At 45.3% G+C, this 25,860-nt stretch carries 24 protein-coding genes; 4 read left to right on the forward strand and 20 right to left on the reverse strand.

Features of this window, described 5'->3' with window-relative positions; translation table 11 throughout:
* Nucleotides 1-177 precede the first annotated feature (177 nt).
* The 10 genes from MKZ16_RS25420 to MKZ16_RS25465 all read right to left on the reverse strand — a co-directional run bounded on the left by MKZ16_RS25420 (nt 178) and on the right by MKZ16_RS25465 (nt 10,415).
* Complete coding sequence (locus MKZ16_RS25420) at nt 178-1,476, reverse strand: NCS2 family permease (protein WP_076105449.1); 1,299 nt, start codon at nt 1,474-1,476, stop codon at nt 178-180.
* A gap of 239 nt (nt 1,477-1,715) precedes the next feature.
* Nucleotides 1,716-2,471: a tRNA threonylcarbamoyladenosine dehydratase gene (locus MKZ16_RS25425; RefSeq protein ID WP_036677632.1), complete on the reverse strand. Its 756-nt coding sequence runs from the start codon at nt 2,469-2,471 to the stop codon at nt 1,716-1,718.
* 61 nt (nt 2,472-2,532) lie between these two features.
* Nucleotides 2,533-4,317: an aspartate--tRNA ligase gene (aspS, locus tag MKZ16_RS25430; RefSeq protein WP_038572979.1), complete on the reverse strand. Its 1,785-nt coding sequence runs from the start codon at nt 4,315-4,317 to the stop codon at nt 2,533-2,535.
* Nucleotides 4,318-4,372: 55 nt separating this feature from the next.
* A complete protein-coding gene (gene hisS / locus MKZ16_RS25435; protein ID WP_036677635.1) occupies nt 4,373-5,626 on the reverse strand; it encodes a histidine--tRNA ligase in 1,254 nt (417 codons plus the stop codon).
* A 192-nt stretch (nt 5,627-5,818) separates the two neighbouring features.
* On the reverse strand, nt 5,819-5,956 hold the full coding sequence (locus MKZ16_RS25440; protein WP_155288182.1) for a hypothetical protein: 138 nt from the start codon (nt 5,954-5,956) through the stop codon (nt 5,819-5,821).
* Nucleotides 5,957-6,323: 367 nt separating this feature from the next.
* Complete coding sequence (locus MKZ16_RS25445; RefSeq protein ID WP_036677637.1) at nt 6,324-6,773, reverse strand: hypothetical protein; 450 nt, start codon at nt 6,771-6,773, stop codon at nt 6,324-6,326.
* Between the two features lie 48 nt (nt 6,774-6,821).
* Nucleotides 6,822-7,331 (reverse strand): type 1 glutamine amidotransferase domain-containing protein, encoded by a 510-nt coding sequence (locus MKZ16_RS25450; RefSeq protein WP_076105448.1) that lies wholly within the window; start codon nt 7,329-7,331, stop codon nt 6,822-6,824.
* A 150-nt stretch (nt 7,332-7,481) separates the two neighbouring features.
* Nucleotides 7,482-7,637 (reverse strand): hypothetical protein, encoded by a 156-nt coding sequence (locus tag MKZ16_RS25455; protein ID WP_155986531.1) that lies wholly within the window; start codon nt 7,635-7,637, stop codon nt 7,482-7,484.
* Between the two features lie 132 nt (nt 7,638-7,769).
* The gene (dtd, locus tag MKZ16_RS25460) at nt 7,770-8,213 is read right to left on the reverse strand and encodes a D-aminoacyl-tRNA deacylase (protein ID WP_036677641.1); all 444 of its coding nucleotides are present in this window, start codon (nt 8,211-8,213) and stop codon (nt 7,770-7,772) included.
* 21 nt (nt 8,214-8,234) lie between these two features.
* A complete protein-coding gene (locus tag MKZ16_RS25465; protein WP_036677643.1) occupies nt 8,235-10,415 on the reverse strand; it encodes a bifunctional (p)ppGpp synthetase/guanosine-3',5'-bis(diphosphate) 3'-pyrophosphohydrolase in 2,181 nt (726 codons plus the stop codon).
* 313 nt (nt 10,416-10,728) lie between these two features.
* Between MKZ16_RS25465 and uraA the strand changes: the two genes are divergently transcribed.
* Nucleotides 10,729-12,042 (forward strand): uracil permease, encoded by a 1,314-nt coding sequence (gene uraA / locus MKZ16_RS25470; RefSeq protein WP_038572987.1) that lies wholly within the window; start codon nt 10,729-10,731, stop codon nt 12,040-12,042.
* A 242-nt stretch (nt 12,043-12,284) separates the two neighbouring features.
* Here the strand turns inward: uraA and MKZ16_RS25475 are convergent, their stop codons facing one another.
* From MKZ16_RS25475 to MKZ16_RS25500, 6 genes are all read right to left on the reverse strand, one after another.
* Nucleotides 12,285-12,803 (reverse strand): adenine phosphoribosyltransferase, encoded by a 519-nt coding sequence (locus tag MKZ16_RS25475; protein ID WP_036677647.1) that lies wholly within the window; start codon nt 12,801-12,803, stop codon nt 12,285-12,287.
* Nucleotides 12,804-12,947: 144 nt separating this feature from the next.
* Nucleotides 12,948-15,350 carry a single-stranded-DNA-specific exonuclease RecJ gene (gene recJ / locus MKZ16_RS25480; protein ID WP_076105446.1) on the reverse strand — a complete coding sequence of 801 codons (2,403 nt, stop codon included), beginning with the start codon at nt 15,348-15,350 and terminating at the stop codon, nt 12,948-12,950.
* A gap of 29 nt (nt 15,351-15,379) precedes the next feature.
* Entirely contained in the window at nt 15,380-16,330 is a 951-nt protein-coding gene (locus tag MKZ16_RS25485) for a cation diffusion facilitator family transporter (RefSeq protein WP_036677651.1), read from the reverse strand.
* Between the two features lie 143 nt (nt 16,331-16,473).
* Nucleotides 16,474-17,376 carry a protein translocase subunit SecF gene (gene secF / locus MKZ16_RS25490; RefSeq protein WP_052097271.1) on the reverse strand — a complete coding sequence of 301 codons (903 nt, stop codon included), beginning with the start codon at nt 17,374-17,376 and terminating at the stop codon, nt 16,474-16,476.
* Nucleotides 17,366-18,616, reverse strand: coding sequence for a protein translocase subunit SecD (secD, locus tag MKZ16_RS25495; RefSeq protein WP_036677653.1), 1,251 nt, complete (start codon nt 18,614-18,616; stop codon nt 17,366-17,368). The genes secF and secD overlap by 11 nt, the downstream gene beginning before the upstream one ends.
* Nucleotides 18,617-18,837: 221 nt before the next feature.
* Entirely contained in the window at nt 18,838-19,089 is a 252-nt protein-coding gene (locus MKZ16_RS25500) for a post-transcriptional regulator (RefSeq protein ID WP_036677655.1), read from the reverse strand.
* Nucleotides 19,090-19,285: 196 nt separating this feature from the next.
* Between MKZ16_RS25500 and spoVB the strand changes: the two genes are divergently transcribed.
* Nucleotides 19,286-20,884, forward strand: coding sequence for a stage V sporulation protein B (gene spoVB / locus MKZ16_RS25505; RefSeq protein WP_076105445.1), 1,599 nt, complete (start codon nt 19,286-19,288; stop codon nt 20,882-20,884).
* A 4-nt stretch (nt 20,885-20,888) separates the two neighbouring features.
* Here spoVB and MKZ16_RS25510 read toward each other — a convergent pair whose 3' ends face one another.
* Nucleotides 20,889-21,653 (reverse strand): DUF421 domain-containing protein, encoded by a 765-nt coding sequence (locus MKZ16_RS25510; RefSeq protein ID WP_076105444.1) that lies wholly within the window; start codon nt 21,651-21,653, stop codon nt 20,889-20,891.
* A 226-nt stretch (nt 21,654-21,879) separates the two neighbouring features.
* Here MKZ16_RS25510 and MKZ16_RS25515 point away from each other — a divergent pair, with 226 nt between their 5' ends.
* Nucleotides 21,880-22,272 (forward strand): TIGR04086 family membrane protein, encoded by a 393-nt coding sequence (locus tag MKZ16_RS25515; protein ID WP_036677660.1) that lies wholly within the window; start codon nt 21,880-21,882, stop codon nt 22,270-22,272.
* Between the two features lie 109 nt (nt 22,273-22,381).
* A complete protein-coding gene (locus MKZ16_RS25520; RefSeq protein WP_038572997.1) occupies nt 22,382-23,206 on the forward strand; it encodes a phosphatase PAP2 family protein in 825 nt (274 codons plus the stop codon).
* A 95-nt stretch (nt 23,207-23,301) separates the two neighbouring features.
* On the opposite strand, the gene yajC is transcribed toward MKZ16_RS25520, so the two are convergent.
* The 3 genes from yajC to queA are packed head-to-tail and all read right to left on the reverse strand — an operon-like array spanning nt 23,302 to nt 25,859.
* On the reverse strand, nt 23,302-23,622 hold the full coding sequence (gene yajC / locus MKZ16_RS25525; RefSeq protein WP_036677664.1) for a preprotein translocase subunit YajC: 321 nt from the start codon (nt 23,620-23,622) through the stop codon (nt 23,302-23,304).
* 50 nt (nt 23,623-23,672) lie between these two features.
* Entirely contained in the window at nt 23,673-24,809 is a 1,137-nt protein-coding gene (gene tgt, locus MKZ16_RS25530; protein ID WP_036677666.1) for a tRNA guanosine(34) transglycosylase Tgt, read from the reverse strand.
* A gap of 21 nt (nt 24,810-24,830) precedes the next feature.
* Nucleotides 24,831-25,859 (reverse strand): tRNA preQ1(34) S-adenosylmethionine ribosyltransferase-isomerase QueA, encoded by a 1,029-nt coding sequence (gene queA / locus MKZ16_RS25535; protein ID WP_076105443.1) that lies wholly within the window; start codon nt 25,857-25,859, stop codon nt 24,831-24,833.
* Nucleotide 25,860: the final 1 nt, after the last annotated feature.

Below are 25,860 nucleotides of genomic sequence, written 5' to 3' on the forward strand. Positions count from 1 at the left end.
TTGATTTCGACATCTACGCGTATTCGGCTCGAATCAACGGTATTTATACCTTTAATTTCGGCGTCTTCGCGTATTTAGCTCCAATCAACGGTATCTATACCTTTGATTTCAACGCTGGCTAATAGAGCTGATTAGTGAACAACAGTTCCCTCGCAATCAAAGAAACTGGATGCCGCACTATAGCACAGCCTGCAAAATAAAGTTAGCTACAAACAAACCAGCAATCCCATACAGCGCAGGTGGCACTTCCTTCCCTTTGCCCAGCGCCAGCTTCACAATTGGGTAGGTAATAAAACCAAAAGCCATACCATCCACAATGCTATAGGTGAATGGAATCATAACCATGATTAGAAAAGACGGGAACAGCTCGGTCAAATCACTCAAGTCCATCTCACGCACATTCTGTACCATAAGTCCGCCGATCACAATCAGGATCGGTGCGATCGCACTATCGGGAATATAGGATAACAACGGAAGGAATAAGAAGGTCGCCCCGAATAGAAGCCCTGTCACCAGCGAGGTGAGACCCGAACGCCCGCCCGCAGCTATTCCTGCATTGGATTCTGCAGCGGCCACGACTGGACTGCTTCCGAAAAGACCCGCGGCGATATTGGCAAGCGAGAGCGCACGCAGGCTGCTTTTGAAGCGTTCTGGACGGCCTGCCATCATCGTCTGTGAGGCTACAAGACCGATATTTTCAAATACAACGATTAACAATAACAGGAATACAGCAATCCAGAACACAAGGCTCACAATACCGCTCCAGTCCATTCCGAAAAATAGGCCTCCATAACCTGAGAATACATGCCCTGAAGCTTGTTTTTCCGGTGCATGTGCAGCTCCCAGAAGATAGGCTAGTCCTGTACCAACCAGCATACTTATCAGCAGGCCGCCGTTAGTTCCCCGGATAAATAACACTAAACCCAGCAATAAAGTCACACAGGATGTAATAACTGCAGGATCACTAAAATGTCCTATGGCAACAAAAGTAGTCTGATGGGCAATCACTATCCCGCTCTTTTGCAGCCCTATAAAAGTCAGAAACAGCCCTATACCGACTGTAATGGCATGCTGCAGGTTTTGGGGAATTGCCTCACTAAGAATACGATAAAGTGATGTAAAGGCCACGATAGCGAATAACACGCCTGTTATAACGACTACAGTAAGCGCCTCTCTCCAGTCCAGCTTCATGGAATGAACAAGCGTATAAGTGAAAAATGCGTTAATCCCCATCCCGGGAACCACGATGATAGGCGTCTTCCCGCCAAAAGCCATCAGCAGACAGCCGGTAATAGCAGTCAACAGTGTAGCCACCATTGCAGGTCTAAGCGGCATCCCCGCGTCATGGAGAATCGTCGCATTCACCATAACAATATAAACTGAAGCAAAATAGGAGAGAATCCCTGCAGCCCATTCCCGTTTCCAGTCATTCTCAGGCGCAAGCCCCACACTATTTCGCCAAAAATTCGATTTCATGTACAAAAACCTCCACTGATATTAAGTTCCGCAGGCGGATATTACCCGGATTATAAATCTAATAATCAGCCGTTCATCCCGGTTCAGCTATTATGCCTATTTGTGGCCTGCTTCTTGCAGAACCCGCCTGTTTAACGACAACAAAAGGGCGTACGCAGCCGGATTCCAGCTACTCGCCCTTTTGTCCATTACTCTAATCCTATATCTATAATTGAAACAGCCTCAGCTCAGCGATTCACTTACAAGCTGACGCCTCCAGCCTCAAGCAAATCACGCACGGCAACGCTGACCATGATTAGGCCGGCTACCGGTGGAACAAATGAATTGCTGGCTGGCGGTTGTTTCGCTTTACGTCGATCCGGCGCATTCTCCGGAACAATCTTGTCCGTAACATCCTGACGTGGCTTCATTGGCGGCTCCGTAGAGAAGACCACCTTCACGCCTTTCTTAATCCCATCCTTACGCAGCTTCTGGCGAATGACACGGGCAATCGGATCATACGTTGTCTTGGAAATGTCCGCTACCTGGAATCTTGTAGGATCCATTTTGTTGGCAGCGCCCATGCTTGAGATCATAGGAATTCCACGTGACAGACATTCTTTAATCAAATGGACCTTGTAGATAATCGTATCCGAGGCATCAATCACATAATCCGGTTTCAGCTTGAACAGTTCCTCATAGGTTTCTTCCGTATAGAACATGTTCAGCGCAATCGCTTCACATTCCGGATTAATCAGCTTCACGCGATCCACCATCAGTTCGGCCTTCTTTTGCCCAACCGTAGTAGTAAGTGCGTGAATCTGCCGATTCACATTGGTAATGTCGACAGAATCCTTATCAATCAGAATCAGTCTGCCGATCCCGCTACGAGCCAATGCCTCAACAGCCATACCGCCAACACCGCCGATACCAAGTACCGCTACTGTGCTGTTCTTCATAATCTCCAGACCTTCCGGTCCGATCGCCAGTTCCGTACGTGAGAACTGATGCAGCATGAGGTCAGCCTCCTTCAAAAGCTATGGCGAAGCAGAAATCTGCCTCGCCCGCTTTATTTAATTATTCTTTTTCTTTTTCTTTCTTTGGTTTAAGAGCCAGCTTAATGTGCAGTTGCTCCAATTGTGAACCGTCTACTGGTGCAGGTGCATCCATAAGCAGATCCGTTGCACTTGCCGTTTTCGGGAATGCGATGGTTTCGCGCAGATTTGTACGGCCCGCCAGCAGCATGATTAGACGATCTAAACCGAAGGCGATACCACCGTGTGGAGGTGTACCATATTCGAACGCATCCATCAGGTAACCGAACTTCTCGTAAGCAACCTCTTCTGTGAAGCCGAGAGCTTGGAACATTTTTTCCTGTACTTCACGTTTGTAAATCCGCATGGAGCCGCCGCCTACTTCATAACCGTTCAGAACGATATCGTAGGCTTGTGCACGAATTGCACCTGGATCTGTGTCAAACAGATGCAGATCCTCTTCACGCGGACGAGTGAACGGATGGTGTTCTGCTACATAACGTTTCTGATCTTCATCATAACCAAGCAATGGGAAGTCAGTCACCCAAGCGAACTTGAACACATTATCGTCGATCAGACCCAGCTGACGTCCGATTTTGACACGAAGGGCGCCTAGAACGTCCGCTACAACCTTTTTGGTATCAGCGGAGAACAACAGTAGGTCGCCTTCTTCAGCGCCTGTACGCTCCTTCACAGCGGCAATTTCTTCTTCAGTGAAGAATTTGACAATCGGTCCTTTGAACTCGCCGTCTTTCACTTGAATCCAAGCCAGACCTTTCGCTCCATAACGCGCAGCATAAGGTCCGAGATCATCGATTTCTTTACGAGTCCAAGTCCCGCAGCCTTTAGCATTTAGACATTTCACTTCTCCGCCCTTTTCGATCACAGAAGCAAATACCTTTACGCCACTTGTTGCAACAATATCGTTCATTTCTACAAGCTCTAATCCAAAACGCAGGTCAGGTTTGTCTGAACCGTATTTGCCCATTGCCTCAGCATAAGTCAAACGTTGGAATGGAAGCTGAATATCCGCTCCTACAGTTTCTTTGAACAAACGCTGCATTAGGTTCTCCATCATGCCAAGCAGCTCATCTTGAGACAGGAATGAAGTCTCGATGTCCACTTGTGTAAATTCCGGCTGGCGGTCAGCACGCAAATCTTCATCACGGAAACAACGAGCAATTTGATAATAGCGTTCAACGCCACCCACCATCAAAAGCTGCTTGTAGATTTGTGGAGATTGAGGCAATGCGAAAAATTCGCCTTCATGCACACGGCTTGGCACCAAATAATCACGCGCACCTTCCGGTGAGCTCTTAGTTAGGATTGGTGTCTCTACGTCAATAAATCCTTCACTGTCAAGGAAATCGCGGAAAATCTTAGAAGCTTTCGAGCGTAGCAACAGTGTTTTTTGCATCTCCGGACGACGCAGATCCAGGTAACGATATTTCAGACGAAGAGATTCGTCTACTTCCACTCCATCTTCGATGAAGAATGGAGGAGTCTTAGCAGCGTTCAGCACTTCGATATCTGTAATTTGAACTTCAATCTCACCTGTTGGCAGATTGCGGTTAATGGTTTCTTCATCACGTTTAACCACTTTTCCTTTGACAGCCAAAACATACTCACTGCGAACCTTATCCGCAATTTGCAGTGCTTCGCCGGAGTAGTCCGGGTTGAATACAACTTGCACAATACCGCTTCTGTCACGCAGGTCAATAAAAAGTACGCCCCCAAGGTCGCGGCGGGTCTGGACCCATCCGTTTAAGGTTACCGTTTGTCCAATATGTTCTGGTGTTAATTGCCCACAGTTATGACTTCTTTGCATAATTCACCATTCCCCTTTTTATTTAAAAATACATTTCTACTTAAAAAGTCTTCTTCTATACCAACGCCTGAGCCAGCTCTTCGAGCTTCACAGTCTGCTGTTCCCCTGTGCTCATCGACTTCAGCGCAATTACACCATTCTTCAGCTCGTCTTCGCCAAGAATCGCAGTATAACGTGCCGACATACGGTCAGCTGACTTCATCTGCGCCTTCATCTTCCGGCCGAGGTAGTCGCGTTCTGCCGAGAACCCTTGGCTACGCAGAAAGTATAGCTGCTTGGAGATTTCAATGTCAGCCTCTTCGCCAAGAGCTACAAAATACACATCCAGTGGCTTCGCAGTCTCCAGCTCTACCTTCTGATCCTCCAGAATAAGAAGAATACGCTCCAGCCCGATCCCAAAACCAATACCCGGTTGATCGGGTCCACCGATTTCTTCAACCAAACCGTTGTACCGGCCTCCGCCGCCTACGGTATCAATAGAGCCAATGCCAGCTGCTTTATATTCAAACGCAGTATGCGTGTAATAATCCAAACCACGTACAAGACGAGGATTAATCGTGAACTCTACACCCATAATGTCGAGATGCATCTTAACCTTCTCAAAATGAGTTATGCATTCATCATCCAAACTGTCCAAAATAGAAGGGGCATCTGTAAATTTATCCTGATCCACCTTGCAATCCAGCACACGAAGCGGATTACGCTCGATTCGACGCTGACAGTCACTACAGAGGTTATCCTTCATCGGTCTAAGGAATCCCAGCAACTTCTCCCGGTAAGCCGCACGGCTTGGTGCATTACCCACGGAATTAAGCTCCACTCTTACATCCTTAAGACCTAGATCCTTATAGAATTGATAGCCCATAGAGATTACTTCTGCATCAATAGCCGGATCCACGGCCCCAAACGCCTCAATCCCAAACTGATGGAACTGGCGATATCTTCCGGCCTGCGGACGCTCATAACGGAACATAGGTCCGATATAATACAGCTTGCTTACATCAGGTTCACCGTATAGCTTGTTCTGAACGTAAGCCCGCACGACACCAGCCGTTCCTTCTGGACGAAGAGCCAAATCACGGTCGCCTTTGTCCTTGAACGTATACATTTCGCCTTCCACAATATCCGTTGTTTCGCCTACTCCACGTTCGAATAACCCTGTGTGCTCAAACATAGGTGTGCGAATTTCCCGGTAGTTAAAACGGCGGCATAAATCTCTGGCCTTCCCCTCAATATACTGCCATTTCTCCACAGCACCCGGAAGCACGTCCTGCGTTCCTGTTGGTTTCTCGAATCTTTCTTTAGCCACAGTCTATCCCTCCTAAAAAATAACCCCTCTAAAGCTGTTCTCTTCATCTGTTTCTATTGCAGAAAAAGCAAAAAATCCCTCGCCCTGTTTTATAAAAAAACAGGGACGAGGGATTATCATAACCAATAATACACCACGTGGTACCACCCACATTCCGGATCAGTAAAAATATACTGAAGCCGCTCAAAGCGGTTAACGCCCGCCTACGCGTAAACGGCTACTGATCGCGGCAATCAACACTGCCCACTTTCGCCGTACGTTCTCGGGGAGGTCATTCATTCGCTCATCAACAGAATCCTTGCAGCCAAGCGATACCGGTTCATCATCCACTTAAGTAGATGTCATCCGAATCGACAAGGGATTCTTCTCTGGAGTTGTGGGTTCTCGAATTACTTGGTCCCGTCATCAAAACCATATGATAAAATCGTATATTGTTAATATTCTACTGAACTACTGCATTAAAGTCAAGGTAGTAAAAAGGATGCTTAGTATAAATTTTGACAGCTTCCGAGTTTTTTATTCAGCAATTATATTGTAACAAAAAAAATGACCTGCAGCCGAATGCTGCAGGTCCATCATCATATATTATTAAAAAGGGGGTCATGCCTTTATTATAAACACGCTATATTAAGGAATCATGTACGTAATATTACGATTATATTACATTCCATGAAAGCGGTTTATTTTTAATAGAATACTATTCGAATTGTTCAACATAAGCCCCTTTGCCCCGGAGGATTTCCACAACTTCATTATAATTCTCTTCTGCTATACTTAGCTCCATCACATAACGAAGTTCACTTAAATCCCCATCTTCGAGATCTCCTTCTGCCACGTTCGCACTAACCTGATCTTCATTCACACTATAATGCGTTTCAGGGTCAGCACGAGTGTCGGAAGCGGCAATGCCAGGAACCAGCATAGCTCCAGCTGCAGGCGTGCTAGCCGTTCCAAGCGTTCCAGTTGTGCCTGCGACTACAGATGCACTATCCAGTGGAATGATTGGAAACAGAATATTACGATCATTGCCGATAGGGTCTGTGAGCGGCCAAACCTCCAAGCCATCCACCTTGTAGCTAATCAATGCTGTTTTTGCGCCTTCTGCTTCATTTTCAGTTCTGAAATATGCTTGGATTTTTCTGCTCATTGCCATTACCTCCTTGGATTATAAGACTCTAATTTAAATATTGCTTATTTATTTCAGGACCTTCAATATTTCACGAACAAATGCAGGCTCATCTTTTGGTGTACGCGAAGTAATGTAATTGCGATCAACCACTACTTCCTCATCCTTAAACTCCGCACCGGCATTCACAACATCATCCTTCAGCGGAGGATAAGAGGTAATGGTGCGTCCCTTAAGCAAGTCTGCACTGATCAGAATTTGCGGTCCGTGGCAAATAGAGGCGATAGGCTTGCCTGCTTCATTTGCTTCTTTTACAAACTTCAAAATATCTGCATTTTGCCGTAAATTCTCAGGGGAAGAACCACCCGGGATGACAATCGCATCATAATCACTTGCTTGAACATCGGCGATCGCCTTGTCTGCTGCGTAGGAGACTTCTTTCTTTTTACCTAGCAGGGTCTCCCCTTTTTTCAAACCAATAATGTCAGCTTGATGTCCTGCCTTTATAATTTCATCATAAGGAACCTTCATTTCAGAATCTTCAAAATCATTAGCCAGTAAGAAAGCAACGTTACTCATGTAATAGTTTCTCCTCTCTGTCTTTAGCAATTAATGATGTTCTAAATATTCTTTCTTGTGGTCTATTACCCTTATGAGGATGCTTTCTAACCTTTAAACTGAAAATAGGCTTCCTACACAACACCGAAAAAGCCGCCTCTTCCACCCGCTTCAGGTACGCGGCAAGAGATTGCGGCTTCTTCCTTTGATCACTAGTGGTTCGGTCTCGCCGTCTAGCTTTTTGGCTAATGCACAGGCTTCCATAGGACTCCCAGCCGGTAGTGCCGGGATACTTCTCCATACCCATGCCTTCTGTGATTGTCTCATTCTTAAACTCCTGCCTTATGCGTGATATCTGCCTGCATTTAGTTTATCCAGCCCAAAGAAGCTCTATCCGCATAAAAAAAAGATGTCGAAAGTAGCTCCGGCCAGAAGCAAACTTCGACATCCTCTATTTCGTTAGCTGCGGCTATCCAGAATGAGAGTAACCGGGCCCCAATTGGTCAGCGACACATCCATCATCGCTCCAAATATGCCCGTCTCCACCTGAAGACCTCCAGCTCTAAGCTCTTGATTAAAATAATCATAAAGACGCTCGGCCTCCGCAGGAGCTGCAGCTCCCATGAAATTCGGCCGTCTTCCCTTACGGCAATCTCCGTATAAGGTAAACTGTGACACTGAAAGAATAGCTCCGTTAGTATCCGTGACACTATAGTTCATTTTGCCAGCATCATCTTCAAAAATACGCAGTCCAGCTATTTTATCCGCTAAATATTTGGCATCCTTCTCTGTATCTTCATGGGTAACGCCGACAAGCAGCATCAGGCCATTGCCAATCGCTCCGGTCACTGTCTCATCCACGGTTACTTTGGCGTCCTTACAACGCTGTACTACAACTCTCATCGCACTACTTCGCTCCTTGCCTTATTGCATGATCCGATTCACTGTATATACATCCTTGACTCGCTTCACTTTATCTACAACGGATTGCAGATGCTCCGTATTACGAATAAGGATGGTCATATGAATCATTGCCATCTTATTCTTGTCAGAGCGCCCAGTGACCGCTGAAATGTTTGTTTTGCTCTCGGACACAGCCTGCAGTACTTCATTGAGCAGTCCATTGCGATCATGGCCTGTAATCTCAATATCCACACTGTAGTTTGCTTCCATCGTGCCTTCCCATTCCACTTCAATCACTCTAGCTGCTTCTTCTCCGTCACCTTCACCCGGAATGTTAGGACAATCCTGGCGGTGTACAGATACGCCCCGGCCCCGTGTAACATAACCTACAATGTCGTCACCCGGAACCGGGTTGCAACATCGTGCAAAACGAACAAGTAAGTTTTCAATTCCTTTTACACTAACGCCATTGGTAGGTTGATTACGTCTCTCGCCGGATGACTTGATCTCCTTCATCTCTGAAGTAAGCTCCAAGTGATTAGCAGCTTCTTCCTGCTCCTTGCGCAGCTTCTCCGTCAAACGGGAGGCAATCTGCGAAGCGGTAATCCCACCAAAACCAACGGCAGACAACATATCCTCTACATCATTAAAAGCGAATTTTTTCGCTGCTTCCAACAGTTTTTCATCAGAAATCCACTCAGAAACTTCAACATTCAGGCGCTTCAGCTCACGTTCAATTGCTTCGCGACCTTTTTCGACATTTTCCTCACGTTTTTCTTTTTTGAACCATTGCTTAATTTTGCTTCTTGCGTGAGAGGATTGTGCAATTTTGAGCCAGTCACGGCTAGGTCCGTAAGAATGCTTAGACGTCAAAATCTCAACAATATCGCCCGTCTTCAGCTTGTGATCAAGCGGCACGATCCGCCCGTTCACCTTGGAACCAATTGTACGATTGCCCACTTCTGTATGAATGCGGAACGCGAAATCAAGAGGCACAGAACCGGCAGGAAGCTCGATAACCTCACCTTTAGGAGTAAATACAAACACCAGGTCTGAGAAAAAATCCATTTTCAGTGATTTTACGAACTCTTCGGCATCCTTAGCTTCATGCTGCAGCTCCAATATTTCGCGAAAGAAAGGCATCCGATTCTCCGGATTAGCATTATTACTGCTGCCTTCTTTGTATGCCCAGTGTGCGGCTATCCCGTATTCTGCCGTGCGGTGCATTTCCCAGGTGCGAATTTGCACCTCAGTAGGCTCTCCGCCTGGTCCTACCACAGTAGTATGCAGAGATTGATACATATTGGCTTTTGGCATAGCTATATAATCTTTAAAACGCCCCGGCATTGGCTTCCATAAGGTATGAATAATCCCAAGGGTTGCATAACAGTCCTTGATATTATCCACAATGATACGAATGGCCAGCAGGTCATAAATTTCATTAAACTGCTTGTTTTTTGTGCTCATTTTGTTATAAACACTGTAAATATGCTTCGGGCGGCCGGAAAGATCACCTTCAATGCCCATTTCATCCAGCTTGGCACGAATACGGCCAATTACGCTGTCGATAAATTGCTCACGCTCGGCCCGCTTCTTATGCACCAGATTAGCAATCCGGTAATACTGCTGCGGGTTCAAGTAACGAAGCGCAATATCCTCCATCTCCCACTTAATCGCGGAAATCCCCAGCCGGTCAGCTACAGGACAGAAAATCTCCAACGTCTCATAAGAAATACGGCGCTGGCTCTCTTCAGATTGGTATTTTAACGTTCGCATATTATGCAGACGGTCCGCCAGTTTAATGACAATGACCCGGATATCCTGAGCCATAGCAATAAACATTTTGCGGTAATTCTCGTTCTGCTGCTCTTCCTTTGAGCGAAAGCGAATGCGTTCCAGCTTCGTTAAGCCGTCAACAAGCATTGCGCAGGTATCGCCAAATTTAGCGCGGATTTGTTCCAGTGAGACCGTCGTATCTTCCACCACATCATGCAAAAGCGCTGCAACAATAGATATAACATCCATTTGCATATTGACGACAATATCTGCCACCGCCAGCGGATGCAGAATGTATGGCTCCCCCGACTTGCGGATCTGCCCGTGATGAGCCTGATCGGCAAATTCATAAGCTTCCCGGATGCGGAGAAGATCTTTATCTTTTATATAGGCGCCAGCCTTATCAATTAATCGCTCAATGCCCATTCTCGTCGTATCCGATTCCTTTCTATAATAAAATGAACCCGCAACTGTTCAAAAATCTGCAGGTTCCAATCATTTCATTTGTCCAAGCTTACTTACGCCCTTATTCAAAGTTGTCTATAATTATGAGGCTTAAGGAGGATTACGTCAACACTTGCCATCTCATGGGATTCCAGAAGTAAAAGTAATTAAATTCGGACAAATTAATAACACTTGTGAAAATGTTGTTGTAAAAAAGCCAAGTTCTATTTAATCTAGTAAAGGCGGATTTTCGCCGGACAACATAATATCAGATAAGAAAGAGGAGTGAACTCCATTGCAACGCGAAATTCAAGTTAACGAAAAACTTCCATGGGGCCCAGGCTTTCTATTAAGTCTCCAGCATTTGTTTGCCATGTTTGGCAGTACAGTGCTAGTGCCTAACTTGTTCGGGGTCGACCCTGGAATGATTTTGCTTATGAATGGTATCGGTACATTGCTGTACATTTGGATCTGTCGCGGTAAAATCCCTGCGTACCTTGGTTCCAGCTTTGCCTTTATTGCACCGGTATTATCAGTACTCAGTCGTTACCCAAATGATCACATGAAAGGATACTCGCTTGCTTTGGGTGCTTTTATCGTCACTGGTATTATATTCGTGCTCGTGGCATTGATCATTCGTTATGCAGGAACCAAATGGATTGATGTTGTTTTCCCTCCAGCAGTAATGGGAGCTATCGTAGCTACGATCGGACTTGAACTTGTACCTGTTGCCGCACGAATGGCAGGACTTATTGCTCCTGAAGGCGTTGCAGTTGCAGACTGGACGCCAGATGGCAAAACAATCGCACTTTCTATGGTGACGCTTGGTGTAACTGTAATTGGAGCTGTACTCTTCCGCGGTTTTCCAAAAATCATTCACATCCTTATTGGTATCGTCACTGGTTATGGTTTAGCATATATTTTGAAAATGGTGGATACCGCTGCTATCTCTAATGCAAAATTTTTAGCGCATCCTTCCATTGTTACTCCTTCATTTGATTGGAATGTAATATTCACTATTATCCCGGTATCATTAGTTGTTATCGTTGAGCATATTGGGCATTTACTTGTAACAAGCAATATTGTTGGCAGAGACTTGGCTAAAGATCCTGGACTTGACCGCTCCCTGATGGGGAACGGGATATCTACAATTATCTCCGGTTTTATCGGTTCTACTCCAAATACAACCTACGGTGAAAATATCGGGGTTATGGCGTTGACTAAAGTATATTCGGTATATGTAATCGGCGGCGCAGCGGTGATCGCTATTCTGCTTTCATTCTCTGGTACTTTCTCCTCTGTTATCGCTAATATTCCAACCCCTGTAATGGGCGGTGTATCCCTGCTGCTGTTCGGTGTAATTGCGGCTTCCGGATTACGTATTTTCGTTGAGCAAAAAGTTGATTTTTCCAAAGCTACTAACATGATCATGGCTACGTTGGTACTCGTTGTCGGAATCAGTGGTACAACCCTTACCATGGGCAACGTTAAACTTAGTGGTATGGCGCTGGCTACAATTGTTGGTATCGTATTGGCACTGTTCTTCAAACTCATTGAAGTGCTTGGACTGTCTAATGATGGCGGAGAAAGTGATAAAACTGCCCATTAATCGGTTATAAAAAATAGAATTTAAAAAAAGCTGCTCCAACGTCCATTTATGGACTTGGGCAGCTTTTTTTATTGATTCAGATACAAAACAGCAACTCTCCGCCAAAAGGCAGACAGCTGCTGTTATTATCTTACATTTTCCAATTAATGTTTAACTTCCACACTTTGCGTCTTTGCACTTTTCAGCATAATTCGAGAGCCGAATCCCCGTTTATTTCCCGGGAAAAGACAAACTTTACAAGATTAATCCTCGTAATTCACCAAGGAAAGAACTTCAACTCCAGAAAGCTTATTACGTCCAGCAAGCTCAACCAGCTCAATCAGAAAAGCAGCACCTACCACTTTACCGCCAAGCTGTTCTACAAGGTTAACCGAAGTAGCAATGGTTCCACCAGTAGCCAATAAATCATCAGCGATCAATACTTTTTGACCAGGCTTGATAGCATCCGTGTGAACAGCAAGTGTGTCCTTGCCATACTCAAGATCATAACCTACCTCTATAGTCTCATATGGAAGCTTGCCGCTTTTACGAATCGGCACAAAACCTACTCCCATCGCATAAGCAAGAGGTGCTCCAACTACGAAGCCACGTGCTTCTGGTCCAGCGATAACGTCGATTTCCAAGTGCGCTACGAGAGCTTTCAACGCGTCAATCGCTTGGCGGTAAGCCTCCCCGTCTTTAAGCAATGTGGTGATATCTTTAAAACTAATACCTTCTTTAGGGAAATCAGGAATCACACGAATACTATCTTTAAAATCCAAATTTATCATCTCCTATAAGTTTTGTTAGCATAGCTGCTTTGATTCAGATCGGCAAAACTTGCTTCGTAAGCATACGCTTTGTTATATTGAGCGTTGCATTTTTATACACCGTTGGGTACGCTCAGCAGCTCATATTTGCATGGATTATGATACGCCTAAACGACGCGATAACATCCAGTCCTGTAACTCTGACAGGCTGCCCTCCATGAAGTATTGCTCCATCTCCGCCATCTGTCCCAGTCGGACAAAATGACTCGATGCTGTCAGACTTTTAGCTACTGGCTGAGTAATAAATGCCACACTTCCCTGACTTCTTTTAATAAAATCAAGCTCCTCAAACACATCAAGCATGTTGTTAAGCATGCGGATACTTAACGAGGACTGGCGGCTTAACCGCAGCAAAACTTCGTTCTCAGGCGTTGCAACTGAGGTGATCGAAGCCAACAGTTTATATAGTATTTTGAAATGATCCCGTGTCGGAGTAATAAGTCGTTCTCGGCCATCCTTGATAGAATGCAATAACGCAATATTATCAGCATTAGGGAAGGTTTCGAGCAGCGCATCCAGTTGTTCAGGAGTCTCCGGCATATCCAGTAAGCATAACAGGGAGACATGCCCTGATTCCTGAAGAGGCTCATCCTTAACAGCAGCGCTAATGCCAGCTTCTTTATCATATACCCATAAAGACATTCCTATCAATTCACTTGCAGGCGTACTACGTCCGTTCTGAAACACTGCAGCAGCTCGATACGGACCCGCACCGCTATAAGGAAGAAGTAGTTCTCTAATATGTGCGGCTTGCCGTACGGCGTCAGCAGCACCACGAAGATCGAATAACTGAGCATCCTGCACAGATAAATCCTGCAGCATCAGCTGTGATTTGCGTGAGCCATTCCATTCATTGATCGACAGCTCAGCTAACACGTTGATCGTAGTACCCGCCGGTAGCAGCCTGGATAAAGCGCCTTTACCAAACGCCAAGACTTCAATGCTGTTTTTCCCCTGCTGCAATACAATCTTCAGGTGTTTTCCATCTTGACCCATTGTACGAGTCTCTTTCACGGTAGCCCCACGAATAATAAACTTTGGCAACGGATTAGACATTCCGAAAGGTGCAAGCCTTTCCAATTCTAACGCGGTCTGCAGTGATAAATCTGAGATTGACACCTCGGCATCAGCGGAAGCAACAGGAACGAAATGCTCTGGCGTTAACACCCCGGACGCATATTCATTTAATGCTGCAGCAAAGGCTTCTAATCCATCCCGATGCAGGCTCATTCCCGCAGCGGCTGGATGACCTCCAAAATGATCCATTAAATCAGAACAAGAAGAAAGTGCAGCGTAGATATCAAGTCCAGGTATGGAGCGAGCAGAACCTTTGCACATTCCGGTCTCTGGATGTATATCCAGAATGATCACTGGCCGATAATAACGCTCCAGCAGTTTGGAAGCCACTATACCTACCACACCTACATTCCAGCCATGATCAGCAAGAACAATGATGTCTGGGATTTCGCCCCCCTGTGTCATCTGCTCCAGCTTGGTAGTGGCCTCAACAACAATTCTTTCTACCACCAATTGGCGTTCTTTGTTAAGCAGGTCCAGCTCTCCAGCTAGCTGCTCTGCCTCAGCCGCATGCTCGGTAGTGAGGAGGGACACAGCCCGTCCAGCATGGTCCAGGCGACCACTGGCATTGATGCGCGGCGCCATGCCAAAAGCGATATTGACCGCACTCACAGTGCTCATGTTCACACCGCTGACAGCGAGTAAGGCACGAATCCCCGGGAAACTTGAATGCCGCATACTTTCCAAGCCATTTCTAACAATCTCACGGTTTTCGCCAAGCAGCGGCATTAAATCCGCAACCGTTCCTATCGCTGCAATCTCTGCCCATTCTGTGGGAGTTTCTTCCCCTAGAATAGCCTGAGCAAGCTTATAAGCCACACCTACACCCGCTAATCCTTTGAACGGATAAGGGCAGTCTGGCAGCTTGGGATTAATAAGCGTATAGGCCTCTGGCAAAAGCTCAGGGGGTTCATGGTGATCCGTAACGATCACATCGATCCCCAGTTCATTAGCGTAAGCAACCTGATGATAAGCGCTAATGCCAGTATCTACTGTAATGATTAAGGAGACACCTTGCTGTAAAGCCCAATCCAGGGCATGATTATGCAGCCCATAACCCTCATTAGAGCGGTGTGGGATATAAATATCAAAGGAAGCGCCTAAATAGCGCAGCAGATGAATCATAAGTGCTGTGCTGGACACCCCGTCGGCATCATAATCGCCATAAATAAGAATATGTTCTTCATCTTTTAAAGCCTTTCTAATTCTAGGAACCGCTTCAGCCATTCCTTTGAGTAGGAACGGATCATGCTGTTCTTCCTCACTGCCATCCATGAAGCTTAGAGCTTCATGAGGCGTGTTCATTCCTCTATTTACTAATAGTGAGGATAAGAGTGGAGAAATAGAAAGGCTCCGGGCCATATCCCTAACTGTGTCGGGATTGGCTGCCGGAGATTGCCATCTTGTTTTTGAATAAAGCAATAGAACTCACCTTTCTCTCACCTTGCAAACTACTGAAGCAACGTAGGAATATCATTATCCGGCAATTCATAATTGCTTTTGTACGGATAGCCGGGATCATAAGGAACAACGTCCATATGCACCTCACCGACATGAACAAACCGGTGCTGCAGCAGCTTCCTAGCGCATTCCGAAATATCCTGTGCTTCCATCACCGTAATCCGCGGATTCACACTGATTTTCACTTGAAGATTCACATAATTCCCTTGCTCAAGTGCCTTCAGATGTTCTACGCGAATGACGCCATGAACACGTTGCACCGTTTCAATAAAATTAGCGGCTTCCTCCGAAGGAAGCTCCTGCGCATTTTTAGTGTTAATAGAGCTAGCAATGAGTGAATAACCTTTACGAAGAATTAAAACTCCGGTTAAGAGTGCGGCAATAGGATCCATATAAGATAGAGGATGCCAATAGGTGCCACCCATGGATAACGAAATTCCGACTAATACTGTGATAGATGTATATAAGCTGAAACGATGACTATTAACATATGCAGCGTGACTGCCATCACCTATTTTTTTAAAGTAGCGATATTGATATTGAAATACAGCTTCTTTAAAAACTATAGATACTAAGACGGTTACAAACGCCAGCTGTCCGTGTGTAGATGATTTTCCATCCGTTAAGTCGCGGATTGCAGAGAATGCGATCTGCAGTCCCCCCATAAGAATAAATACCGAAAAAAGTATAGCCAACAGCGGCTCCTTAGTGCCCCGCCGTTCTTCGATCCGTTGCTTACTCTTTCTCCCTTGCTCAGAGCGCCACGGAAGAATATCCGCCAGTTTGGCTGCTGCGTCTGCTCCGGAATACAAAGCATCCCCCATTAATGCCTTGCTCCCTGAAATATAGCCAAAACTCCCCTTAGCTACTGCCAAAGTAACATCGCTAATGATCCCTGTCCAAGCAACCGTCTCGCTTTGCGGTGATCGTTCTTTATTCATACGAGGCCCTCCTTACCAATAGCAAGTAATCTCATGATGATTCAATACACATGACATGACCCTAAAGATTTCGAAAGCCGCGTCGCATTTGACGCGGCTTTCTTAAACGTATAAGAAAAGTAGAACTTCGATGCTAATTTCTTCTAACCTTTATTCGGGCTGCTTTTCACTTTAACCTTCTCACGCTTTTTAAGCACTAACCAGAGTGGACTGGCAATAAAGATGGAAGAGTAAGCTCCGAAGAGCAAGCCGATTACCATCGCAAGCGAGAACATCTTAATCGACTCGCCTCCGAACAATAACAGGAAGAACGCCGCAATAAATACGGTAAATGCGGTATAGAGAGAACGCATGAGCGTTTGAGCCACACTTTTATTCACAAGGTGTTTCAAGTCTTCATAAGTTTTCTGTTTACCAAAACGTAAATTCTCACGGATCCGGTCAAAGATAACGATCGTATCATTGATGGAATAACCGATGATCGTAAGCACCGCTACAATGAACGTCAAATCCACTTCCAAGCGGAAGATAGAGAAGAGCGCGACTACGATAAAGGCATCATGGAGCAAGGCCACAATCGATGCCACGGCGAAACGCCATTCAAAACGAATACTTACATAAATAATAATCCCCAGACAAGAAATCAGAACTGCATAAATAGCATTACGTGCCAATTCTTTTGCCATTTCAGTGTCCACGGTATTAATTTCAAATGATGCTTTGTCATCCAGCTTAAGGATTTCAGCTTTTAGGGCTTCATCTTGAGCCTCATCAAGAACTTCGTCATAGCGGATATTCACACGCTGATCACCAAACGAGATCGTTGGTTCATGATCGACATCGATTGCACTAGTTGCAGTCTTAACCTGATCCAAGTTCAAATTCTTGGAAAGGGAGATGTCCACATTAGATCCAGCTTTAAAGTCAACGCTGTAATTCAGGCCAAATGTCGCCAGGAAAATCAATCCTGCTACTGTCAATGCGATAGAGAAAATATAGAAATATTTACTCAAATGTACGAAATCAAGCTCTTTCTTAAAGCGCACGGATTTCACTCTCCTTAACACCGAAGCTCTTCGGTTTGTTCAGCTTACCCGCTTTGACAAGCTGGCTAAGCAACCAGTGGGAGAAATAAAGATTCGTGGCGATACTCAGCACGATTTCTACAATCAGCACCAATGCAAAGCCTTTGACCGCACCTGTACCGAAGGCAAACATAACTGCTGCCACAATAATAGTAGTCACATTGGAGTCCATTACTGTCCGGAAAGAGGATTTATTCCCTGCTTTAACGGAGGACAGTATACTTTTTCCACTGCGCATTTCTTCCCGTATCCGTTCGTTGGTAATGATATTGGCATCGACCGCCATACCTATACCCAGAATAAATGCGGCTATACCAGGCAGTGTCAAGGTAAAGTCTGCGAAGACGAAGACCGCAATTAGCGCCCATGTATGCAAGAGCAATGCAAAACTAGCCAAAAGACCTGGCAAACGATACATTCCGATCATAAAAATAAGGATAATCACAGAAGCCAGCAGACCTGCTCGAATCGTTTGATCAAGCGATTGCTTACCCAGGGTAGCACCCACACTTTGGGAATATTTCTCCGTCAGCTTCAGTGGCAATGCACCTAGGTTAATAGTGTCTGCAAGTTCACGTGCTTCCTTAATTGTATAGTTACCTGAAATAGAAGCACTGCCATCGGTAAGTACTGCTTGTACCGTAGGGTCAGATAGTTTGTTCTCATCCAAGTAAATCGCGAGATTCTTTCCTAAGAGACGTTTAGTAATCTCTGCAAATTTGTCCTTGTCCTTAATCTTGATGCTGATGATTGGCTGATTCAGGTTATCCCGTCCAACTTCTGCAGCACCTTCAACAAAATCACTACCTACCAGTTCGATTTTGCTGTAAGTTCCCTCAGCGTCACCTTCAGCAGCACTACGGAAAGTCAGAACTGCAGGTTCCTTCATTTTTTTACGAACCTCGGCTTCATCCGTTACGCCCGCAATTTTCAAACGGATACGGTCCGTACCTTCAGTAGTTACCTCTGGTTCACTTGTTCCGAGCGCATTCGCCCGTTTTTCTAAGCTTTCCGCTGTCTTCAGCAGAGAAGCTCGGGACAATGCTGCTCCCGCTTCCATAGGCTCAGCATGATACAAAATCTCAAATCCGCCTTTCAGGTCAAGACCAAGTCTAACCTTGTCCAGCAGTCCAGGAGTAGTAAATGCCATAACGCCTGTCAAAACGAGCACGGTAATAAAAAAGCCCATTAGTCTCTTCATGCTCTAGCTAGTTCCCCTTTCATTAACTCAATATTCCTATTATAGCTACACGCGAAATGACCGTCAATTCACAGCATTGATAGAGCTATACTCACACAAAGAAACGGCCGCCCCTGCTTAAATCAGCAAGACATCCGTTTTAATAGGAGATGTGGAGTTATTATTCTCTTACTTTACTGCTTTATCAGGCAGTTCGCAAAAAGAAATATGTGGTTTATTGTTCAGTTCAACCCCCGATAGGCCGCAATAGTCAAATAATTCATGTAACTATTGGCTTTCAAGGAATAAATGTCGTTTACCAGCTTATGTAGGGGAGGCAAGCCTTCCTTATCATAATTACGGCTGATGCAATCCCAGATATCCTTGCTGGTTACATACTCATAGCCGAGGAGCCGGAATTCTTCAGCTTTGCTGCGGCACATGGCTTCGATTTCTTCACTATGTTGATCATGATTCCACTGTTCCGATTCCACGTGTTGACACCTCCAAAGATCGCTCATGTTCGTATGCTCACCATAGATATTCGACTCTTGTTCTTCGCTTTCCTTCTTCCTTCACAAAAAGTTAAAGCTACTAAAACAAGGCATGCCGAGATAGGGGTATAGCATATCCATAAGAATAGACAAGTTCGCCAGCGTTTTATTTCATTTTGGGAAGAAGGCGTGACCTTTGAAGAAACAGAGCTTTATACAAGGAACTTTAATCTTGCTAGCCGCCGGCATCATTAATCGGATGCTTGGATTTATTCCCCGGATTGCTTTACCACGTATTATCGGAGCAGAAGGTGTGGGACTGTATCAGCTCGCATATCCTTTTTTTCTCGTGCTGGTTACTGTGATTACAGGCGGGATTCCACTGGCGATAGCCAAGATGGTAGCGGAAGCAGAAGGAGAGAATCGGCCAGAAAAATCACGGCTGATTTTACGTACTGGACTTGCCCTTAGTGTTGGACTTGCAATCTTCTTTACATTGGTTGCTATGATAAGCGCCTCATGGGTCTCTAATGTTATCTTAACAGACCATAGAGTTTATTATACGTTTATTGCAATGATCCCAATGATTGGGATCGTCGCCGTATCTGCAATCTACCGTGGTTATTTCCAAGGAAAGCAAAACATGATTCCATCGGCGCTCTCCTCTATCTTCGAATCTTTAGTTCGAATATTCTTTATGCTCTGGTTCTCCTGGTTGTTGCTTCCCAAGGGTATTGCTATGGCGGCGGCTGGAGCGATGTTAGGTGTGACGGTAGGAGAAATTGGCGGAATGTTAGCGATTCTGTGGCAATATTATGTCATTACTAAAAAAGATAAAAAGCAGACAAATCCGACTCCAGAGCAACCCGTTCTTGAGTCAGAGGTTATCCCATCTGATCCAGAAGGTGTGAAAGCCAACATCCCCATATTACGGCGCTTATTAGGCATATCCATTCCCGTTACAGCAAGTCGGCTTGTGGGCTCTTTTTCATATCTGCTGGAATCTATTATTACAGTGCGCAGTCTCGCCTTGGCAGGTATAGCCACTGCTGCCGCTACAGCCCAGTATGGGTCTTTACAAGGGATGGTTATTCCCTTATTGCTGCTGCCCGGGGCATTAACCTCTTCACTTGCTGTGTCTCTGGTTCCTTCCATATCAGAAGCTGCCGCAAGAAAGGACTTGCCTACCATTCACAAGCGTATGCATCAAGCGTTGCGGCTTGCGCTGGTAACAGGTGCCCCATTTGCTGTTCTTATGTATATCCTGGCGGTCCCGCTTTGCAATTTGTTATATGGCAACGCGGATACAGCCCCTATGCTGAAGCTTATGGCTCCGTTCGCCTTGTTCATCTATGTTCAAGCTCCCTTACAAGCTGCGCTGCAAGCTATGGATCGACCGGGCAGGGCACTCATCAACACCTTGATTGGAGCAGTAGTCAAAATCATTCTGATTGTAATACTGGCATCCCAACCTGAATATGGAATTTACGGCGCTATCATAGCCATTATTGTGAACAGCATTTTGGTTACGTTACTACACGGATACAGTGTAGTCAGTCTCATTTCATTATCTTTAAGAGTAACCGAAACCATAAAAACCTTATGTGCAATGCTCATTATGGGAGCGGGCGTGCATTATGTATACACTTCCATTCCCATTGCAGATGTACAATGGATTCAATTTTTATTTGCCTCTGCGATAGGAATGGTCCTGTATTTTGGAATCAGTCTGTTAGCTGGCCTTATCTCACTGCGTGATTTGGACCGTCTGCCGTTTATCAAACGCAGGCTCTAAAAGGTTATCTGTTGTCCAAACGGTCGACATAAATTCTGCCCTTATGATCTATGGAGCATAGAAATACATCTTTGAAATCAGATACTCCCTTTTGGCGAATTTGAGTTCTTAGCCAAAATCTGGTTTTTCCAATCATCTCTAAATTCTGATCCTGCACCTTTCCATCCATAATCAGAGGGATTGGAAGTCCTTCATACCTGATCTTATTCTTCGGCAGTTCTATCTTACGGTTCTTGTTCCCTTTATTATCGTCACTCTTTTTATGCTCAGCAGCTGCACTGCTATTGCCTGATGGGTTAGAGGATGAACTCCCCTTCTCTTTCTCGAATACGGTTAGCTGTCCACTAGGCTCCAGGATCGCAAATTCCACGTCAGCAGGACTGGCGATGTTCTGTCCACGCAATTGCTGCAGCAGATCATCAATATTATATCTCTGCCTACGCATTTCGCCCCGGTGCAGCTTGCCTCCAGAAATGAGTATGCTCGGTTTGCCGTCCATTAAAAGTCTGAGCTTTCTGCTCTTAAGACTGAGTTGAGCCACAATTACCTGTATCAACACCAATGTTGCCATCGGAACGACTCCTTCATAGATCGGCCGATTGATATCCTCAAGCACAAATACAGCAATCTCGGCAATCATGATGGAGATCGTTAAATCAAATACAGACAGCTTACCTATTTCCCTCTTCCCCATGATGCGCATACACAGGAATATGAAGAAATACATCAGCACGGTCAAGAAAATATGGGTAGAGATATGCTGGAACATATAGCTTCGCTCCCCTCCATTCTCACCCGCAGACTTGTTTCCTCGGGTGGATTAATGTAACCCTATTCTGACCGCTCTGTGCAGGGAACATTCGGAAGCCGGCATATTAATTAATGGTAAAAAGGCTGCAATGCCCTTTCTTGTACTATTGGGGCAAGCCATCCCATACAATGAATAATAACTATGTTGATTCTTTTTTCTCAAAAAAACTTTAGGAGGTTGTACCATGTATTTAATCCGGCGCATGTTCTCGTGGAGAATAGCCAATCCTGTGTTATCTGGCCTATGTCGATCATTCCTTTGGATGCTGATGGGTGCGTTTGTCCTCTCTCTTTTGTTATGGGGCAGCAGTCTGAAGGAGCAGGATCTCTCAATGTACACATACATTGTGCACGGCATAGCTGCAGCATTCGGAGGACTAACCGCCGGTCGCAGAGCCACGAGCAAAGGCTGGTATCAAGGAAGTCTTACAGGAGCATTTTATGGGATTATCGTTCTGTTAATCGGTTTTTTGGCACTGGATAGCGCACCATCTGGCGTAGATCTGCTATGGGTTCTCGCAGCTGCAGCAATTGGCGCTCTCGGCGGAATGTTTGGCGTTAATTTACAAAAAAGCTAAAATTATAATTCCATTAAATTCGAAACATTCCTTGAAAATATGTTAAACTGTGATCATCTGACTTCATTAAGAGATCAAGGAGGCTTCGATTGCTTTGTTTTACCAATCAATGAACCATATTGTTTTGTACACAGTTGCATTAGTAGTGATATTAGTATGGATTGGCTCTAAACGTAATCCAATCATGGCATTGGTTGAAATTGGGAAAGAGATGCTGCGATCTTATAAGTTTTTGTTGCTGATTGCAGGAATGTTTGGCGTATTAGCCATAAATAAATATGAACTGCAAATTGAACAAAAAATGCATCTTACCTCTGATTATACGCCATTTATATTTGGCCTAGAGGGTCATTTTGTCCAAGCCGTTCAGGATATATTCTACAGTCCATGGTTAACACCGATTATCGTCTTTTTCTACATTTTCATGCTTCAATCCGTTCTAGCAGCTTCATTAGGGGTCTATCTGTTAGATAAAAACCGGGTGATGTTATACGCAACCTGTTATGCTATTATTATCAACTATGCCTTGGCGATTCCATTCTATCTTTACTTCCCGGTAAACGAGGTATGGTCCTATCTGCCGGCAGGCGTCAAATTTACTATGCTGGATGTATTTCCGAAATTCGAACAGGAATATAGACCGCTATCCGGTCTCAATAACTGCTTCCCGAGTCTACATACGTCCATATCTGTTACAATGGCACTTCTGGCCTTCCGTTCAGGGAACCGCCGCTGGATGGTCATCACTAGCATTTCTGCAGTTGTAATCGTCTTTGGAATCTTCTATCTGGGCATTCATTGGCTTACAGATATGATTGGTGGAACCTTGCTAGCTGTGCTAGCCTCTACAGTTGGCGTTCAACTCGCCAAATTAACTTTGCGGGGACGTGAAGAATCGCTTACCGTTCCGAGCCGCGTAACAAATGTACGTTAAAGTTAAACTGCTAAATCGTAATAACCTTAAAGATCAAAAAAGCGGTGTCCTCTCCAATGAGAAGACACCGCTTTTTATGTACTTAAATAACAAGTCTATACTTTCTCTTCGACATCCGTCGCCACAGCGTGGCTGATGGAACCGCGATCAAAAGTCAGCTTAGTTACATCGTTGACCCGCAGAACCACAATATCATCGGAAATCTCCATGATCGTACCGTGAAGTCCTCCAATAGTAACGATTTTATCGCCCTTTTTCAGAGCTTTCAACATTGCGTTACGAGTTTTGGTCTTCTTTTGTTGCGGACGAATCAGCAAGAAGTAGAATACTACAAACATAAGGACAAAGGGACCTACCAGGCCTAGTATGCTACCTCCACCACCTGCGCCAGTTGCATATTGAAACGATTGAATCATATTTCTCCCCCCTTTCAAAGTACATTAAAGCATGACTCATAAATCAAACCCTAAAAGCCTTTAAGATTATCATATAATCCGTATTTGGCAAAAAACTCATCGCGAAAATCAAGCAGCCGATCTTCCTTGATGGCTTCACGCACTTTACGCATTAAATCCAACAAGAAGTGCAAATTGTGGTATGTCGTCAATCTAAGTCCGAAGGTTTCATCGGCTTTGATTAGATGGCGCAAATAAGCGCGGGAATAATTCCGGCATGTATAGCAATTGCACTCCGGATCAAGCGGCCCAAAATCACGGGCATACTTAGCGTTGCGTACAACGAGTCTTCCCTGACTGGTCATCGTTGTTCCATTACGGGCAATACGAGTAGGCAAGACACAGTCGAACATGTCCACTCCTCGGATTGATCCTTCCAGCAGCGCATCCGGTGAACCCACGCCCATCAAATAGCGAGGTTTGCCTTGTGGCAGCAGGGGAACTGTATAATCCAGCACTTCATACATTAGCTGCTTGGACTCTCCGACGCTGAGCCCCCCAATAGCATACCCCGGGAAATCCATGGAAGTCAAATCAGCCGCGCTCTGACGGCGCAGATCTTCATACATGCCCCCTTGCACGATAGCAAAAAGACCCTGATCGTTAGGACGAGCATGACTTTTCAGGCAACGTTCTGCCCAGCGCGTGGTGCGCTCCAGTGATTTTTTCACATAATCATACTCAGCCGGGAATGGAGGACATTCATCAAATGCCATCATTATATCTGAACCCAGGGAGTTCTGAACCTCCATCGCTACTTCCGGAGACAGGAATTTCTTATCCCCATTTAGATGGGAACGGAAATGAACTCCTTCTTCCGTAATCTTGCGCATGTCGCTTAACGAGAATACTTGAAACCCGCCGCTGTCTGTCAGAATCGGACGATCCCAGTTCATGAACTTGTGCAGTCCACCAGCTTCACGAACAATATCATGGCCTGGTCTTAGAAACAGATGGTAAGTATTGCTCAAAATAATATGGGCATCCATCTCTTTCAGCTCTTCAGGACTCATAGTCTTGACTGTAGCTTGTGTGCCGACTGGCATAAATGCTGGTGTCTCAATCACACCATGTGGAGTGTGGACTCTTCCAAGTCTGGCTCCGGATTGTTTGCACGTTTTGATGTGCTCATAAGTAATTGCTGCCATAAGTTAACCCATCCTCTTACCTTAATAAATAAACATTGCATCTCCAAAGCTAAAGAATCGGTACTTCTGCTCTATCGCTTCTTCATAAGCAGCTAGAATATGTTCCCGACCTGCCAAAGCGCTAACCAACATAACCAAAGTAGACTTTGGCAGGTGGAAATTGGTAATTAGCGCATTTACTACACTGAACTTATACCCTGGATAGATAAAAATATCCGTCCAGCCACTGCATTCCACAAGCGGACCAACTTCACATTGTCTTCCGACCGTTTCAAGTGTCCGACAAGACGTTGTGCCAACTGCAATAATACGGCCGCCTCGTGCCTTAGTAGCATTTATGGTATCTGCCGTCTCTTGAGACATTACGAAGTACTCAGAATGCATAACATGCTCTTCAACCTTCTCTACAGACATCGGACGAAAAGTACCGAGACCTACATGAAGGGTGATATAAGCGATATTTACACCCTTAGCCTCAATCTGTTCCAGCAATTCTCGGGTAAAATGAAGCCCTGCGGTAGGCGCAGCGGCCGATCCCTCATGCCGAGCATACACAGTCTGATATCGTTCACGATCATCCAGTGTTTCCTTAATATAAGGTGGCAACGGCATCGTTCCCAGCCTGTCCAGAATCTCCTGAAAAATACCCTGATATATGAAACGAAGCGTACGGCCGCCCATATCAGCTTCGTCCTCGATAACGGCACGAAGCTCATCGCTAAAGATGATCACCGCGCCTGTCTTGAGCTTTTTCCCTGGCTTTACAAGTGCTTCCCAGCGATCATCCCCAAGATTCTTCAGGAGGAGCACTTCCGCCTTAGCACCAGTATCTTCTTTCACTCCAAACAATCTCGCTGGAATGACTCTCGTATCATTTAGAACAAGCGTGTCTCCGGGATTAAAATAATCAATAATATCGGTAAAATGCCGGTGAGCCAGCTCTCCATCCTCCTTATTCACTAGAAGCAGTCTAGAAGCACTGCGATCAGCGAGAGGTGTCTGGGCAATCAATTCTTCCGGCAAATGAAAATCATAAGCATCTACATTCATG

It is taken from the genome of Paenibacillus sp. FSL R5-0928, assembly GCF_037970385.1.
In the GTDB taxonomy this organism is placed as follows: domain Bacteria; phylum Bacillota; class Bacilli; order Paenibacillales; family Paenibacillaceae; genus Paenibacillus_AQ; species Paenibacillus_AQ odorifer.